Annotated in this window: 9 protein-coding genes and 2 pseudogenes; 6 read left to right on the forward strand and 5 right to left on the reverse strand. The window is 68.9% G+C overall.

All coding sequences use genetic code 11. The features are described from left to right. Positions 1-330 (forward strand): annotated as a pseudogene (locus E1165_RS07870) (transposase); the annotation flags it as partial. 675 nt (positions 331-1,005) lie between these two features. Continuing rightward, positions 1,006-1,344 carry a hypothetical protein gene (locus E1165_RS07875; protein WP_132389213.1) on the forward strand — a complete coding sequence of 113 codons (339 nt, stop codon included), beginning with the start codon at positions 1,006-1,008 and terminating at the stop codon, positions 1,342-1,344. Here the strand turns inward: E1165_RS07875 and E1165_RS07880 are convergent. Then, entirely contained in the window at positions 1,341-4,139 is a 2,799-nt protein-coding gene (locus E1165_RS07880) for a glycoside hydrolase N-terminal domain-containing protein (RefSeq protein ID WP_371687314.1), read from the reverse strand. The two genes, E1165_RS07875 and E1165_RS07880, sit on opposite strands and share 4 nt — an antisense overlap. Positions 4,140-4,961: 822 nt before the next feature. Between E1165_RS07880 and E1165_RS07890 the strand changes: the two are divergent. Further along, a pseudogene (locus E1165_RS07890) lies at positions 4,962-7,987 on the forward strand (Tn3 family transposase). A 282-nt stretch (positions 7,988-8,269) separates the two neighbouring features. Continuing rightward, positions 8,270-8,839, forward strand: a complete 570-nt coding sequence (locus E1165_RS07895; RefSeq protein ID WP_120730846.1) for a trans-aconitate 2-methyltransferase — start codon at positions 8,270-8,272, stop codon at positions 8,837-8,839. A 93-nt stretch (positions 8,840-8,932) separates the two neighbouring features. On the opposite strand, the gene E1165_RS30675 is transcribed toward E1165_RS07895, so the two are convergent. From E1165_RS30675 to E1165_RS07905, 3 genes are read right to left on the reverse strand one after another with little or no spacing between them, the layout of a single operon-like run. Next, a complete protein-coding gene (locus E1165_RS30675; RefSeq protein WP_207916732.1) occupies positions 8,933-9,418 on the reverse strand; it encodes an SRPBCC domain-containing protein in 486 nt (161 codons plus the stop codon). 12 nt (positions 9,419-9,430) lie between these two features. Continuing rightward, entirely contained in the window at positions 9,431-9,586 is a 156-nt protein-coding gene (locus E1165_RS29500; protein WP_207916735.1) for a hypothetical protein, read from the reverse strand. 28 nt (positions 9,587-9,614) lie between these two features. Further along, positions 9,615-9,983 carry a helix-turn-helix transcriptional regulator gene (locus tag E1165_RS07905; protein WP_132181100.1) on the reverse strand — a complete coding sequence of 123 codons (369 nt, stop codon included), beginning with the start codon at positions 9,981-9,983 and terminating at the stop codon, positions 9,615-9,617. Positions 9,984-10,287: 304 nt separating this feature from the next. On the opposite strand from E1165_RS07905, the gene E1165_RS07910 reads away from it, so the two are divergent. Continuing rightward, positions 10,288-11,235 carry a site-specific integrase gene (locus tag E1165_RS07910; protein ID WP_132389217.1) on the forward strand — a complete coding sequence of 316 codons (948 nt, stop codon included), beginning with the start codon at positions 10,288-10,290 and terminating at the stop codon, positions 11,233-11,235. Between the two features lie 323 nt (positions 11,236-11,558). On the opposite strand, the gene E1165_RS07915 is transcribed toward E1165_RS07910, so the two are convergent. Continuing rightward, a complete protein-coding gene (locus E1165_RS07915; protein ID WP_132389219.1) occupies positions 11,559-14,063 on the reverse strand; it encodes a tetratricopeptide repeat protein in 2,505 nt (834 codons plus the stop codon). Between the two features lie 365 nt (positions 14,064-14,428). Here E1165_RS07915 and E1165_RS07920 point away from each other — a divergent pair, with 365 nt between their 5' ends. Continuing rightward, complete coding sequence (locus tag E1165_RS07920) at positions 14,429-16,015, forward strand: discoidin domain-containing protein (RefSeq protein ID WP_165945167.1); 1,587 nt, start codon at positions 14,429-14,431, stop codon at positions 16,013-16,015. Positions 16,016-16,269 lie beyond the last annotated feature (254 nt).

A 16,269-nucleotide genomic window follows, 5' to 3' on the forward strand; every position in this document is an offset into this window, starting at 1 on the left:
GTCTCGGGCGGTGATCGACGGCTCCCACGTGCGGGCGCTCAAGGGCGGCCCAAAACCGGTCCGAGCCCGGTCGACCGCCGCAAGCCAGGCTCGAAACACCACGTCATCACCGACGCGGGCGGCATCCTCCTCGCCACGGCACTGACCGGCGGCGACCGCCACGACGTCACCCAACTCATGCCCCTGGTCAACAAGATCCCACCGATCCGAGGCATCCGCGGCCGGCCACGACAGCGCCCAACAGAGATCTACGCCGACCGTGGCTACGACTACGACTGCTACCGCCGGGACCTGCGGGCCAGAGGGATCACCCCGGTCATCGCCCGACGCGGCGTCGTTGACCACTAACGACAAGTAGTGATCGACGGCTGGCTGCGTTTGTGCAGGCCAACGCTGGTTTTTGACGATCGATGACAAGGCCGCGAGGGCGTCAGTCGACAACCGCGGGTTCGGGGTTCGAGTCCCTGGCGGCGCACCAACGTGATCCAGGGGACATAGCCGATCGGCTATGTCCCCTGGATCATGAGTGGGGCGTGGATGGGGCCCCTCGTGCCCCACGTTCTCGAGGCCGAATCGGAACTCTGACCTGCGGAAGTATTGATCAAAGTCTGCGGGCTCGCGCTTGACACCCACAGGGCTCCTGCAAATGCTTACTGTCCGTGTCGATAATGCGTTCGATGTGTCCGTCGTGAGCTGACTGTGACGTGGGCTGCTGCTGTGGGCTCGCACTCGCGTCTGCTGGGCCGGCTTCAGCCGGTGGTGTCGGACGGGAAGGCGTACTGGCTGTCCGCCGAGTTGACCGGCCTGTCACGGACGTTGTGGGACACCTATCTGCGACCGGCGTCAGCCGCAGGGGACGACGATGAACGCCAGCGGCGCGAGGACGAGCGGGAGGTGCTCCACGCGGTGACGTCCGTGCTCCGGAAGCCCAAACCTGCCGGATTCCTCCGGGCACATGCTGGTGTCCTACAACTCGGTTGAGGAAACGCATACCGGCTGGGTCGGGTGCTGCACCAGCTTGCTGACGCGGCGCTGACCGACGCGGTGGCGGCCGAGGTGGATGTTGAGGTCGGCGCGGTTCGCCGGGCCGAACTCGGTGGCCTGTCGGGCCGGGCGGAACAGGCGGCCTCACTGGACCGCCTCGATGCGTCCCCGGTTCAGGTCAGCGCCGCGGACGAACTCTTGCGCGCGAGCCCGCGGGGCGGGGAGTTGCTGTCGGCGGCGGCTGACCCCGCCGCCTCATGTGTGGCGGCGGCGCACTGGTCGGCGCAGCCGCAGTTGTCGCGGCAGATGAGGCGGGAACCAACCCTGGCCGGGTGTTCGCGATGGCCGACGCCATCTTAGACGCGTTGGAGTTGGAACTGCTGGTTGGTGCTACTGGTGGGCGTCCACTGGGAAACGCGGGCGCCGTCGGCGGTGGAGGCTTGCCAAACGTCCATGGCCAGGCCGCTTTGCCGGTTGACCAGGCTCACCACGTCACCGCCGTGTCCGACGAGCCGCCACTGCTGACTGGCGGCGTTGGTGTCCGGCTGCTGGTTGATGTCGGCGCCGCTGCTGTTGCTGGCGATCTGCAGGACCAGGCCGCTGTGCCGAGCCCGGATCCGGTAGTAGCCGCCGTCGGACGGCAGAAACTCGAACTGCTGGTTGGGTCCGGTGCCGGTCGACCACTGGATCAGCTGCGCGCCGGCCGCGGTGGATCCGCCGCTGATGTCGGCGGCCTTCCTGCTGTGCTGGGCCACGAGCCGGTAGTAGGCGCCGACCACCACGGGCCCCGACCTGACGGCCGACGCGCGGTAGGTGTGACCGGCCTGCCCGGCGAACTCGATGAGATCGGTTTCGAGCCGCGTCGGCTGGACCGCCGTGCCGTTGGTCTCGTCGCGCAGATCGAAGGCGCCGGTGAAGATCTGGCTGCGCACCCGGACGGCGCCGGCGCGGTCGGGGGTGACGACGAGCTCGATCCGGCTGCTGCTCCACGCGGCGCCAACCGTGTATCCGCCGCGGCCGCGCAGACCCGTGACGCTGCCGGTGGGCCAGGCGGACGGTAGGGCGGGCAGCAGATGCAGTTCGTTGTTGTGGCTCTGCAGGAGCATCTCGGCGATGCCGGAGGTGGCGCCGAAGTTACCGTCGATCTGGAATGGTGGGTGCAGGTCGAACATGTTCGGCGCGAGCCGGTCGGTGCGCACCAGATCCCGGAGGAGCTTGTACGCCCGTGCGGCGTCTTCCAGCCGGGCCCAGAAGTTGATTTTCCAGGCGAGGGACCATCCGGTGCCATCGTCGCCGCGCAGCTCGAGTGTCTGCCGCGCGGCATGGTACAGCTGGGGTGTGCCCCGCTTGGTGATCTGGTTGCTGGGGTGCAGCCCGTACAGATGGGAAACGTGACGGTGGGTCCGCTCAGTCTCCACCCAGTCGGCGAGCCATTCCTGGACGTTGCCGCGGGAGCCGACCTTCGTCGGCGGCAGCCGGTCCTTGGCGGTGCGCACCTGGATACGAAACGTGGCGTCCACGCCGAGGACTTCGCTGGCCAGTGCGACGCCGTTGAACAGGTCGCGCAGGATCTGGTTGTCCATGGTGGGGCTAGCGCACACGGTGGCGTTCGTGTGATGGGTGAGCTCTGGGGAGTTCGACGGGTTGGTGACGAGATAGCCCAGCGTCGGGTGGGTGACCAGGGTGTCCAGAAAGAACTGGGCAGCGCCCTTCATCGCCGGGTAGTTCGCGCGCAGGAACTCCAGGTCGCCGGTGAACAGATAGTGATCCCAGATCATCGTAGCCAGCCACGCGCCGCCGGTCTGCCACATGCCCCAGCGCGCTTCGTCGACGACCGACGCGCCGCGCCAGGCGTCGGTGTTGTGGTGGGCGACCCAGCCACCCGCGCCGTACTGCGCCTGCGCCACCCGGGCACCGGTCGCCGTCAGGTCTTTGATCATGTCGAAGACCGGCAGGAAACACTCGGACAGGTTCGTCGTGTCGGCCGGCCAGTAGTTCATCGGCAGGTTGGCGTTGAGGGTGTACTTCGAGTCCCACGACGGAGCCATTTGATCATTCCAGATGCCCTGCAGGTTTGCCGGCTGCGTGCCCGGGCGTGAGGAGGAGATCAGCAGGTAGCGGCCGAACTGGAACAGCAGCGCGGAAAACTGCGGGTCGTTCGTGCTCGCGTGCTGAGCGATCCGCACGTCAGTCGTCTGGTCGGCCGCCGCGGTGCGTCCGAGGTCGATCGTCACCCGGTTGAACAGCGCCTGGTAGTCGGTCAGGTGCCGGGCGCGCAGCTGGTCGAAGCCAGCGGTGCGGGCGGCGTTGAGGCGGCTCCGGGCGATGCCCTGGTAGTCGCCGTTGACGGTGCGGTAGTTGACGTAGCTGGAGCCGATCGAGACCAGCACGGTGACGCTGGTCGCGCCGGAGACCCGCAGGGTGCCGCCGGAGCTGCTGACCGTGCCGCCGGCGACGCTGGCGTTAGCCAGGGCGAGGAAGCGGACCTGCCCGGTGACGCCGTCCATGTTTCCGGAGATGCCGTCGAGTCCGATCGTGGCGCTGTCCGGGCTCGAGACCGTCGTTCGCTGTGGACTGTCGAAGGTGGCGTTGAACGTCATCGCGTTGGCCCGGTCTGCGGTCAGCCGGATGACGATCACCTGGTCCGGTGCGCTCGCGAACACCTCCCGCTGATAGCGCACCCCGTTCAGCACGTAGGTGGTGGTGGCAATGGCCGTGGTGAGGTCGAGCGTTCGGTTGTACTGCGAGGCGCCGCTGGCGCTGCCGAAAGCCAGCCGCAGGTTCCCGACCGGCTGGTATGCCAACTGCCCGGCGGGGTTGCCAACCATCGTCTGATTGATCAGATCCTGCGCCTGGGTCCACTGGTCGGCGAAGACCCGCCGCCGGATCTCCGCCAGGTTGGCCGCACCACGGGTGTTCGCCGAGTCGTACGGGCCACCGGCCCACACAGTGTCCTCATTGAGTTGTAGCCGCTCGGTGTCGACATTGCCGAACACCATTGCACCCAGCCGACCATTACCAACCGGCAGTGCTCGAAGCCAGTCCGTGCCCGCCGGCTCGTCGTACCACAACGCCATATCACCCGCGGCCCGCACCTGAGGCGGTGCCAACGCGCCGGCCTTGGCGGCCGCGGTCCAGCCGGTGGGCAGCAGCATGGCACCGGCCCCCGCCGCCCCGGCTCCGAGGAGTTTCCTTCGTGTCACTTCTGACATTCGTTTTCTCCAAGCGGCATCGGCCCGTCGGGCTGTGGGAAGTCCACCACAGCTACACCCTTGGGAGTGGCGTCACGGCGTGCGGGCGCCGCGCCATCGATCGAAGCGCAACACTCGATCGTGTGGTGGCACCTCCAAGGAAGTGACGCATCTCAATGTATGACGTCATACGTTAAGTGCCCGACAGGAGAGAGTCAACACATGCCAACGTTGGTGCCGGACAGGGGCCGCGCCGCCGGGGCCGCGCCCCGCCCGCCCGCCAACGGTCATGCCGCGACGGCACACCCTCGGTCGTCCCCGTCACGCCCACGGCCCCGAGTACCCGCCCCAGGAGTTCGGGTTCGGGTCGGGGATGACGTGCTGGCACAGGTTGCGGGACTGGAACGACGCCGGGGTGTGCGCGCACCGTCAGCTCAGAGGTACGTGTTTCGGTACCGTCGCGCCGTCAGGAAACCCGTCGCTTGTCGAGGCCAAGCCGATGACGCTCGACCATGATGATCCGCCAATCAAGCGGGATCGCCCCATCGGTGAGCCGCCGGCTCCGACCGGCTGGACCCGCCGCCCGCGGTCACCGTTCCCGTCCGCGGGTTCGGGGTTCGAGTCCTGGCGGCGCACCAACTCTGAGCTGCGCGTTCTTCCTTGCGGTAGGCCCGCCCGTAGTTTCCAGACCAAAAACAACGGTAAGAACTGAGGGTTGATCAAGCTCTGTCCTGAGCCCTAGCGTGCCGTCCGTTTGGTGACGGTCGATGCTCGGGTGGTGGGTTCGTGGCGAGTCAGGATGTGTTCTCGGCGGAGGAACTGGCGCGGCTTCGGGGTTTCCGGAGATCAGTCGGGCGGAGCTGATCCGGTACTTCACGTTGACCGGCGCGGACGAGGCGTTCGTGCGCCAGTTCCGCAGCGGCCGCAACGTGCTGGGCGTGGCGGTACAGCTGTGCACGCTGCCGTGGCTCGGGTTCGTCCCGGATGAGGTGGTGGCGGCGCCGGCCGCCGTGGTGGGCCGGTTGTCGCAGCGGCTCGGGATTGCGATGGGTGAGCTGCGCGGGTACGGCGAGCGGGAGCAGACCCGTACGGATCATCTGCGCGAGGTGGCCGGCTATGCCGGCTGGCGGTCGATGGACACCGCTGAGTGGAAGGATCTCGACGAGTTCCTGTTCGCCAGGGCGATGGAGCATGACTCGCCGAAGTTGCTGTTCCGGTTGGCCTGCGAGTACCTGCTGTCGTCGCGGGTGCTCCGGCCGGGGGTGATCCTGTTGCTGCGGCGGGTGGCCGCGGCTCGGGCTCACGCGAGGACGGAGACGTGGTCGCGGGTGCGGCATCTGCTCTCTGACCGGCGGTGCGCTGAGCTGGATCTGTTGCTGGTCCCGGATGCCTATCTCGGCCGGACGCCGCTGGCGTGGCTGGGTGTGGGGCCGACGTCGTCGAGTCCGGCGGCGGTGAAGGCGGAGTTGGAGAAGCTGGCCTATCTGCGGCGCCTGGACGCGCACACCGTGGACCTGTCGATGCTGCCGGTGGAGCGGCGCCGGTTCCTGGCCGGGGTCGGCCGGCGGTTGACGGGGCAGGCGTTGCAGCGGCGGGAGCCGGAGCGCCGGTATCCGATCCTGCTCACGCTGCTGTCGCAGTCGGCCGTCGATGTGCTCGACGAGACGCTGCTGCTGTTCGACCAGGCGATCAGCGGCCGGGAGGCGGCGGCGAAGCAGAAGGTCGCCGAGGCCTTGGCCGAGCGGGCCAAGGGCGGCGAGAACCGGCAGGCGCTGCTGGACGAGATCCTGACCATCGTGCTCGATACCGGGATCGGTGACGAGCAGATCGGCGGCATGTTGCGCATGAGCATCGGCCTGGACCGGATGCGCGCCGCGTGGGCTGAGCGCCGCGAGCGGCTGCCCCGCGATCACGGTCAGCTGAGCATGCTGGATGCGTCGATGTCGTACCTGCGCCAATTTGCCCCGGCCGTGCTGGCCGCGGTCGGGTTCGACGGTGGGCCCGGCACCGAGCAGCTGATGCAGGCCGTGGGGATCCTGACGGGTCTGTACGCGGCCGGTGCCCGCAAGGTGCCGGCCGACGCGCCGGTCGGGTTCGTGCCGGTGAAGTGGGCCGGCTACCTGGTCGCCGCGGAGCAGGCCGGCGACGTTACTGCGTATCGCCGGTACTGGGAGCTGGCCGTGCTGGTGGGCCTGCGTGACGGGCTGCGTTCCGGTGATGTGTTTGTGCCCGGGTCGCGCCGGTACGCCGATCCGGCGTCGTTCCTGCTCACCCCGCAGGCGTGGGCGCCGCAGAAGGTGGAGTTCTGCCACCTGGTCGGCAAACCGGTCGAGGCCGCCGACGCGCTCGCGGCGGCCCACGACGAGCTGCACACCGCCCTGGCCGATCTGGAGACCCAGCTGGCGAAGGGCAACCCGGGCGAGGTACGACTCACCGACGACGGCGAGCTGATCATCCCGCCGCTGACCGCGGAGGACGTACCCGCCGAGGCCGATGCGCTGCGCGCCGAGCTGGCCGCGATGCTGCCGCGGGTGCCCATCGCGTCGGTGCTGGTGGAGGTCGACGCGCGGACCGGTTTCACCGATCACCTGGTGCATGCCGGCGGGAAGGTCGCCCGGCCGGCCGAGCTCAAGCGCAACTTGATGTATGTGATCATCGCGGAGGCCACGAACATGGGCCTGTCCGCGATGGCCGAGTCCTGCGGCGTGCCGTACGACGTGCTCGCCTGGACCGCCGAGTGGTACTTCCGGCCCGAAACCCTGGAGGCGGCCAACGCCGCGGTGGTCAACTACCACCATCTGCTGCCGCTGACCCGGGCGTTCGGCTCGGGCACCCTGTCCTCCTCGGACGGGCAGCGGTTCCCGGTCAAGGGCAAGTCCATCACCGCCCGGCACCTGTCGCGGTACTTCGCCCGCGGCCAGGGCGTCTCCACGTACACCCACGTCTCGGACCAGCACTCGACGTTCGACACGAAGGTCATCGTCGCGACCGCGCCGGAGTCGCACTACGTGCTCGACGGACTGCTCGGCAATGAGACCGACCTGCCCGTGTTCGAGCACGCCACCGACACCCACGGCGCAACCCTGGCGAACTTCGCCCTGTTCGACCTGGTCGGCAAACAGCTCTCGCCGCGCATCCGCGACCTCGGGAAGATCACCCTGTACCGGACCGGGCCCCGCGCTGACTTTATGGACCGCTACCCGCGCGCCGGGGCGCTGCTGACCCGGCGGCTGAACCTGGACCTGATCACGGACATGTGGGACGACCTGCTGCGGGTCGCCGCGTCGGTGCAGGGCGGGCACGCCACGGCGGCGCTGGTGGTCGGGAAGTTGTGCTCCTCGAAGCGGCAGCAGAACGCGCTGACCAGCGCGATCAAGGAGTACGGGGCGCTGCGCCGCACGGTCTACGCCACCCGATACCTGGCCGACGAGACCTACCGGCGGCGCATCGCCCGGCAGCTGAACAAGGGCGAGAACCTGCACGCCCTGCGCCGCTGCCTCGCGTACGCCGGCGAGGGCGCGTTGCGACGGCGGCACCACGAGCAGCAGAGCGAGCAGATGTGGTGCCTGACCGTGGCCACCAATGCGATCGTCTGCTGGTCCACGGAGTACCACGGTCTCGGCGTGGCCGCCCTGCGCAGAGGCGGCCGCGACGTCGACGACGAGGTCCTGGCACACATCTGGCCGACCCACCATGAGAACGTGCACTTCTACGGCACCCACTCGGTCGACATCGACGGCGAGCTCGCTCAGCTCGACACCGACGGCTACCGGCCGCTACGGCTGATCGAGGCCACCTCGGCACGACGCTAACCACGGGCTGGTGAGGTGACGACGACGTCGTCGGTGACGGTGGTGGGGGAAGTACGTGTTCCGCGACGGTGATGGCAACGAGATCGGCATCGGCGGCGACGTCTCCGCTGCCGGACGGTGACTGGTCGCTCGCCGCAGTGCCTACTGCCCGGTAAGTGCCTGTCTCGCTACTCCCAGAGCGGGTTAGGGGCCGGTTCTACGCTCGCGGGATGAGTGGGATCGAGGACTGACTCTTAAAGTGACGCCGTGAGAAACCAACCAATCCGTGACGCCTACTCGTACATGTCGGAGCAGTACATCGCCTTGTTCGATGGTGACTGGCAGGCCCACGCGGACGACGCGGCCCTCGTCCGAGGTCACCTCGTCGGCCTGGACGGCACGGTGCTCGATCTCGGTTGCGGCCCCGGCCATTGGAGCGCCTACCTGCATTCGCTCGGCGCCGACGTGACCGGCGTCGACTTGGTCCCCGAGTTCATCGACTACGCCCAGACCAACTTTCCCGGGCCAGAGTTCCAGCTCGGAGAGATGACCGACCTGGACCTTCCCGCCCATTCGGTGGCCGGCATCCTCTCCTGGTATTCAACCATTCACATACCGCCACCGGAGCTGGACGGTGTGCTAGCCCGGTTCCGCCGGATGCTGACCCCTTCCGGGAGGCTAGTAATCGGCTTCTTCGACAGCGACGACGGGGTGGCCGCGTTCGATCACAAGGTCCACACCGCATACCGCTGGCCTGTGGACGAGTTCTCCGCCCGCCTGAGAGAAGCCGGTTTCACCGAACTTCAGCGTCTTAGGCAGCAGTTTCCGGGCCGCAAGTGTGCGGCCATCGCCGCAGCAGCCGCTGCGTCATAGTGGCCGACTGACCAGCCCTGCGGCCGACGCGCATGCTCGGCGGCGACTGCTGCGCGCCGACGGTGCGGTCACCTCCGCGGTGGCGTTACTTCATCACGCGTCCCCGGCGGGCTGGTAGAACGCGGTGGTGGCCTCGACCGCGGCCGCGACTTGGCTCGGTTCGCCGCCGCCGGCCAGGTGGGCCTCGCCCCGGGCGGCGGCGCTACGCCGGCTGAACTCGCGGCCGGCGGGCGATGCCCTGAACTCCTCGTGGTCAAGGACCTCGCCGTCGCTCAGGAAGCCGGCGAGGGTTAGCAGATGCAGGTCCCAGCCGACACCGCCGGCACCGGGACCGTAGGTGGGGAACATAGGTTCTCCGACGGCGGCAGCGTGGACCAGTTCGAACTCGGTGTCTCCGGCTGATCCGGGAGACAGTCGCACCTCGACCTCGCTTGTGCCGGGCCACTCGTCCGCGCCGGGCCCGAACATCCAGGACACCCGCAGCAAGCGCGGCGGCTCGCACCGGAGGATCTCGCCATGCTCGCCGCCGTCTAGCTCGAATGTCCCGCCGAGGCGAAGGTCGCCGGTGACCGGCTTCATCCAGCGACTCAGTCACTCGGGGTTGGTGATGGCGTCCCACACGTCATCGAGGTGCGCGTTGTAGCGACGCCTCAGCTCCATCGTGTATGCCTCACCGGCGGGCAAAGTCGCCGTGCCCATCTTCCGGCGGGCCGCGGACAGCTCGTCGAGAACATCCTTCATCGTCATGCTCCGTTCGGTAGGGAACCCCTCGTGCCTACGCTTCTTCGTTGGGCCCGCCAGGCTCGTCGTTGGCGGGTTTCCGGGTCATACGCCTGCCGCGGGCGAGCTCGGTCTCCAGTGCGTCTAGTCGCTGGTCCCAGAGCCTGCGGAACCGGTCCAGCCACGAGTCAACCTCGCTCAACGGCCCGGCCTCCACGGCGTAGAACCGACGAGCCCCCTCAGCCCGGACCGACGCGAACCCGTGCTCACGGAGAACCCGCAGATGCTGGGAGACAGCCTGCTGCGACAGTGCGAACTCGACCCGGATCACATCTGTGATTGCGCCAGCGGTCTGCTCACCGTCGGCGAGCAGCTCCAAGATCCGCCGACGCACCGGGTCGCCGAGGACGTCGAACGCGTTCACGACCACATCTTACCATGGTTCACTTGTACAAGCCGACAGTGGTATTCCCCCGAGAGGCTTTCGCGGTATCGGCATCGAAATCCTCCTCGACGAATTCCGGGCACAACCGCCTCTTCCTGGGCGCGACAGCGCTACCGGACGCACTAGGCAAGTCGCCTGCTCCTGCAGGCCGTCTGTGACACAGAATCCCGTATTCTCTGTCATAGGGTCGACGATCCACCCGCCGCCACCTGCCGGACACCGTCATGGCGCAAAGGGTGACTCGGCCACATTCTGTGTCACATCGCCGCAAGGGGCCGCCGAGGTGTCCGTGATCCCGCTGCCGACCGCCCGGCGCCCGGTGGCGCTCGTGGTCGCCGTCGACGCGTTCCTCGACCGGTTCCGCGACGACCCCGCCACCCGCGCCACCTACATCGAGACCCTGCGCCGACTGCGCGAAACCGCCGGCGACCCACTGCCGGTCGCCGCTCTCACCCCGGAGCTCTACGAGCAGACGATGGCCCGCTGGGACGAGCGGGCCGCGAACACCTGGAACGAGCATCTGTCCGCGCTGACCTCGTTCGCCGCCTACTGCCGCCGCCAGGACTGGCTGAGCACCGACCCCGGCCGCCGTCTGGAGCGGCGCAAGGTCACCCGGATCCGAGACAAGGCCATCCCCCGCACGCGGCTGGAGCGGCTGTTCACCGACGACCGCAACCCGCTGCGCGAGCGGGTGCTCTGGCGGATGCTCTACGAGACCTGCGCCCGCGCCGAAGAGATCCTCGGCCTCGACGTGCCCGACCTCGACATGGAGTTCCGCCGCGCCCTGGTCACCGAGAAAGGCGGCGACCGCGCCTACGTCCACTGGGAGACCCCCACCGCCCGCCTGCTGCCCCGGCTACTGGCCGGCCGCACCGCCGGCCCGGTGTTCCTCGCCGACCGGCGCGCACCCGCCGCCGGTCGCCGCGCACCAGCCCTGCGCGACATCTGCCCCGACACCGGCCGCGGCAGGCTGTCCTACCCGCGCGCCGAGTACCTGTTCAAACAGGCATCCCAGCTCCACGACCCCCACGGCACCGGGTACACCCTGCATCAACTGCGCCACTCCGGGCTGACGCACCTCGCGGCCAAGGGCCGCAGCGCCGCCGAACTCCAGGCCAAGTCCCGCCACCAGCACCTGGCCACCCTCGGCATATACGTCCGACTCGGCGAGGAGACCTCCGCCCGCATCACCGCCGAAAACGACGAGCACCACCGCCGGCACCGGCGCTGATCCCGCATCCCACGTACCGGGATCATGAAAAGCGGCGAAGCGCCTCCCGCGCGACCCGCCACTCTGGGGCCGGCGTCCCTGGTACCGGCCTAGATCAACTGCTTAGCGTTGTTTTTGGTCTGGAAACTACGGGCGGGCCGGTAAGGGCGCGCAGCTTCATTTGTGACCCAAGGGAGACCCAGCCTCCCGGCCGTCGCCTCTGGCACCACCACCCGGACGTCCTCCCGGCCAGCTGCGCGAGCTGTTCGGAGATGATCAGAGGGTGGGAGCCGCTCGGCGGACACCGCCGACAGCCGTGTGCCCAGCCTCTGTGGGCGGAACACCTAGCCTGACCGCCTCGGCGCCCAACCCGCCTCGGGCGCACCTAACCCGTACCCTGCGTCAAAGCGGGCTCGCCTACCGGTCAGGGGTGCTACCGGGCCGCACGTGTCAGCGACCATATCGGTAGTCGGTGTAAGCCCCGCCCACGAGAGCGGGAGCGCACGGAGCCCGGCCGCCGCCGGATGCCGCAGGTCATCGAAGATGTTCAGGGCTTGTCGCCAGGCGACCAACGCCGCCTCTCCATCCCCGGCAAGTTGGTGGCAGTCACCCAGGTGCACGAGGGTGTCGGCCTCGTGGTAACGGTCGCCGGACTCCCGATACAGCGTGACCGCCCGCTGGTAGGTCACTGCGGCCTCGGCGCACCGGCCGAGCTGGTGGTAGGTGTAGCCGAGGCTGTCCAAGGTGGCGGGAGACTCGTGCGGCGAACCGAGCTCGGTCTGAAGTTTGACGGCCTGACGGCAGCAGTCCAGCGCGCGTTCGTACCTGCCGAGCAGCGCGTGGTACCACCCGACGACACCCAGCGACGACGCGTACCCGGGCCGGTGGCCCGCGACGTGGAACAGATTCAGGGCCGTGTGGGCGTGCTCCAGCGCCGCCTCGTACCGGCCGGACAGCTCCAGGGTCAACGACAGGTTGAGGTGGCAGTGCGCTTCGCCGGCGCGGTCGCCGATCCGCCGGCACAGGTCGATCGCCTCCTCCAGCTGTGCGTGGGCGTCGGCGTATCTACCCAGACGGTTGCCGGCACGGGCCAGGAAACGCAAGGCGTGGATCCGCCCGACCTCGTTGCCGGCCTGGGTGGCGGCCATCAGCGCGATGCCCTGCACGGCAACCAGATCCTGCCAGTGACCGCGCCAGTCGAGATAGGTGGTCAGCGCCCACGCCAACTGCCAGGCATGCGCGGCGAAACCGTGGACGGCGGCGAGCCCCACCGCACCGACCAGGACCCGGTGTTCGTTCTCCAGCCAGCGCCGCGCGTGGTCGCGGTCGCTCAGACCTTCGCACGTCACGCCTGGGGCCGACGGGACGAGGGCGATCGGGTCCCCCGCCGGATACAGCAGCATGGCTGCGGTGTACGCCGTACGCAGGTAGTGGTCCAGGATGCGGCGCACTACCGCGCGGCGCCGTTTCGGACCGTCGACGAGGCGCGTCTGTTCCGAGGCGAAGACCCGTAGCAGGTCGTGCATCGCGTACCTGCCCGGCACGCGCTCGACGACCAGTCGCGCGCGGGTGAGCTCGGCCAGCGCCGGGCGTACTGCCGCCGGCGGGACGCCCGCGATGCTCGCCGCAGCTTCCGCGGTCAGGTCCGGACCGGGATGTCCGCCTATCCACCGGAACAGCTTCGCTGCCGGCGGGCGCAACTGGCGGTACGAGCCGGCGAACGCGGCGCGCGGGTCGGCGGTGGGGTCTTCGGTGGCGAACGGGTCGAGGGTGTCCCGCGCGTTGCGGAGTTCCTCGGCGAGGGCCGCCAGCGGGAAGGTTGGCCGAGTGCCTGCCCGCGCGGCCACGACTGCCAGGGCCAGCGGCAGAGCGGCACAGCAGCGGATCAACTCGTCGACGGTCTCCAGTTCGGCCGCCACCCGCACGCTGCCCAACCGCCGGGCCAGCAGGTCGCGGGCCTCCGCGAGTGACAGTACGTCGAGCTCGATGTGGTGCGCTCCCTCCACCGCGGCCAGCCCGGTCATCTGACTGCGGCTGGTCACCACCGTGAGGCAACTGGACGTCCCGGGCAGCAGGGGCCGGATCTGGTCGGCGTCGCGCGCGTCGTCCAGAACGATCAGCATCCGCCGGCCCGCGACGAGGCTTCGGTAGAGGCCCTCCTGCGCGGCGCCGCTTCGCGGCACGGCGCGCGCGCTCACGCCCAGCGCGTCGAGCAGGTCCAGCCTCGCCTCGGCCGGGCTGACCGGCGGTCGGCCCGGATCGAACCCGCGCAGGTTGACGAAGATCTGACCGTCCGGAAAGTGGCCGGCCACCCGGTGGGCCCAGTGCACGGCGAGGGAGGTCTTCCCGACACCCGCGCCGCCGCAGACCACGGCAACGGTGCCGGCGGGGACGACCCGGACGGACTCCGGGCCGACATCGGCGGTCTGCCTGCGAAGCAGGGCGTCCAATCCGGCCAGTTCTCGGGTACGCCCGGCGAAGGGGAAGCCCACCAGCGGTAGCTGCCGCGGCACCGGAGAGTCCGTAGTCGCCTTCGAGCGCCGGCGGCTCTCCTGCGCGCGGTCCCGGGCCGTGGCCAGCGCTCCGCGCTCAACCGGGGTCGCGCCGAGCAGGGTGACGAGCATGTCGAAGCGGTCCGTCGGCGGCATGACCTGCCCGTTGAAGTAGCCGGCGAACGTACCGATCGACCAGCCGGTCCGAGCCGCCAGTTCGCGGTAGGTGAGTTCGGGTCCGCCGCATTGACGGGCCTGCCGGCGACGTAGTTGGCGGAGCAGGTGAGCCACTTGCTCGGCCGGCGTCCCCACAACGGGGTGTTCCAGGCCAACGACCAGGGACGGCTCATGTGTCATGCTTCATGACCTCCGCAGGTAGGTCCCGGCCCGCGCCGGCCCCTCGGCCGCTGTGAGTGCCGCTGACATGACTCTATGCATCGGTTGCGCTACCAAGGGAGATCGTCTCGCCAAGTGGTCGGCCGGCTCCCCTGAGGGCGGCGCGCGCGGCAGACGCCCCGACGTGTGGAACCGTCGACCGCCGTTCAGTGATGTTCAAGGATGTTCAGGATCTGCGGCGAGCGGTCCCCGGCGAAGACATCATCTGGACGGCACGCCTGCGCGGCACGGGCCGCGCGGGCCGTTGAGGTTCCGCGAAAGGGGAGACCGTGAGCATGGCCGTCCGCAGCACCGGCCGAGGAGGCGGGTCCGCGAGGCGGGCCTTGGTGGCCCTCCTCGGCGTGGCGCTCGTCGCCACGACCGTGGCCAGTCCGGCCCACGCCGGCGAGGAGAGGGCCGCGGCACCTGCCGCAGTTCCCTCCCCGCCGCAGGTTGAAGTCCAGATCCACTCGCGACTGCAGAATCTCCTGACCCCGGCCTTGTCCGCCGCGGCGGACACCCAGGTACGGGCACTGGTCCGCAACATCGTCGCCCGACAGTTCGACGGCGACACCAACGCCCTGTGGTCGACCGTGATCCAGGAGGCCGAGGAAAGCTACATCGTGGACCCGTACGCCTCTGACTGGCTCGCGCTCAAGGACGCCGTTGCGCAGTTCCACAACATCGACGGATACAGGTTCGATCCGCAGGTCTACATTCCGAACTTCGACGAGGGAATCGTCCCGGCGTCAACGGTGACGATGGCGGTCGCGCCCGCCGACCAGAACGCGACCTCGACGACGGGCTACCGGCTCGACCAGTCCGGCAACGTGGAGACGATCTCCTCACCGATCGACGAGACCTACGTCGAGACCAACGAGGTGTGGGTGCTCTCCGTCAACGAGCGCATCGACACCGGCGAAGCGGCACACATCGCCGACTCGCCGGCGCCCGGCAAGGTGAAGAAGGGCAGCCAGGCCGTCAAGGGCATCGATGCCGGTGACGCCGACGCCACCAAGATCGGGCCGATGTCCGTCTGCAACCCCACCGGCCTGCGTAACAACCAGGGCGAGGAATACCTCCAGCGCTGGCGCGTGCCCAACAAGAACTCGTTCGGCGGGCTCTTCGAGGGCAAGCGGGAGATGCGGCTCGTGGTGGTCACCAGCACCGGCGTAGTGATCAAGAATTACCTGTTCCCGAAGGTGAAGCGCAAGCACATCGACCAGTGGCAGAACTCGAACGTGTTCATCACCACCTGGGACCGCGCCGTATGGGGTGAGGCGATGGGCTACCAGTGGTACGAACTGGACGGCGGCAAGACGACCAGCAGCACGATCAGCGTCCCGATCCAGGGCGGCGGAACGATCAGCACCACGGTGACCAGCCAGGAACGCGACGACGACGGGGGCAGCACGGCGGTGCTGTTCTCCGAGTCGACCTACCGCGAGTACGACACCGGACCGGTTCGGTTCAACATGTGCAGCCAGGGCGGCGACGGTGGCACCGGCAACGACAACTTCGCCTGCGGCGCGATCGCGTCGGCCTCCAGCACCTTCTCGGGCTACTCCCCGTCGCGCACCACGGACTGCAACCGGGACACCCGACTTGGTGGCTCGTACAGCTGGGCCAACGCGTTGGGCACCTGGCCCCCGAGCAACCCCGAGTGGGTGCAGGCCGACTTCGGCGTCAACCGGACGATCCGAAGGGTGGTCGTCTACACCAGCGCGGGGTACCCGATCCGGGACTTCGACGTGCAGGTGTGGAACGGCGTCACCTACGTGACGGTGGCCTCGGTGACGGGCAACACCCAGCTCGCCGTCACTGTCAACTTCACCGCGCGGACGACCAGGATCGTCCGGATCCTCGGCCGCAGCGGCCCGAACCACCAGCAGACCTACGTACGGGTGAACGAACTCGAGGCGTACGCGATCTAGGGCCGAAGCGCCGCGGGCGGGGGTGGGCCGAGCGGAGCCCATCCCTGCCTGCGGCGCAGCGGTTCAACTTCCGGGCGGGGAACTGCTCCGCCTTGCTGCGTAGCGTCAGAGCCGCCCACCCTCAAGATTGTCTCAAGCTCTCCGGTGATTCCTGGTGGTCGATGTATGGCGGTCGAAACAATCGTGTCAATGAATCGAGCGGTGGTTCGGTCACTGGCCCGATCCCGCGGCTCGAACGGCGGCCGTGGCGTGGG

Origin of the sequence: Micromonospora sp. KC723 (assembly GCF_004348595.1) — a bacterium.
Lineage (GTDB): Bacteria > Actinomycetota > Actinomycetes > Mycobacteriales > Micromonosporaceae > Micromonospora.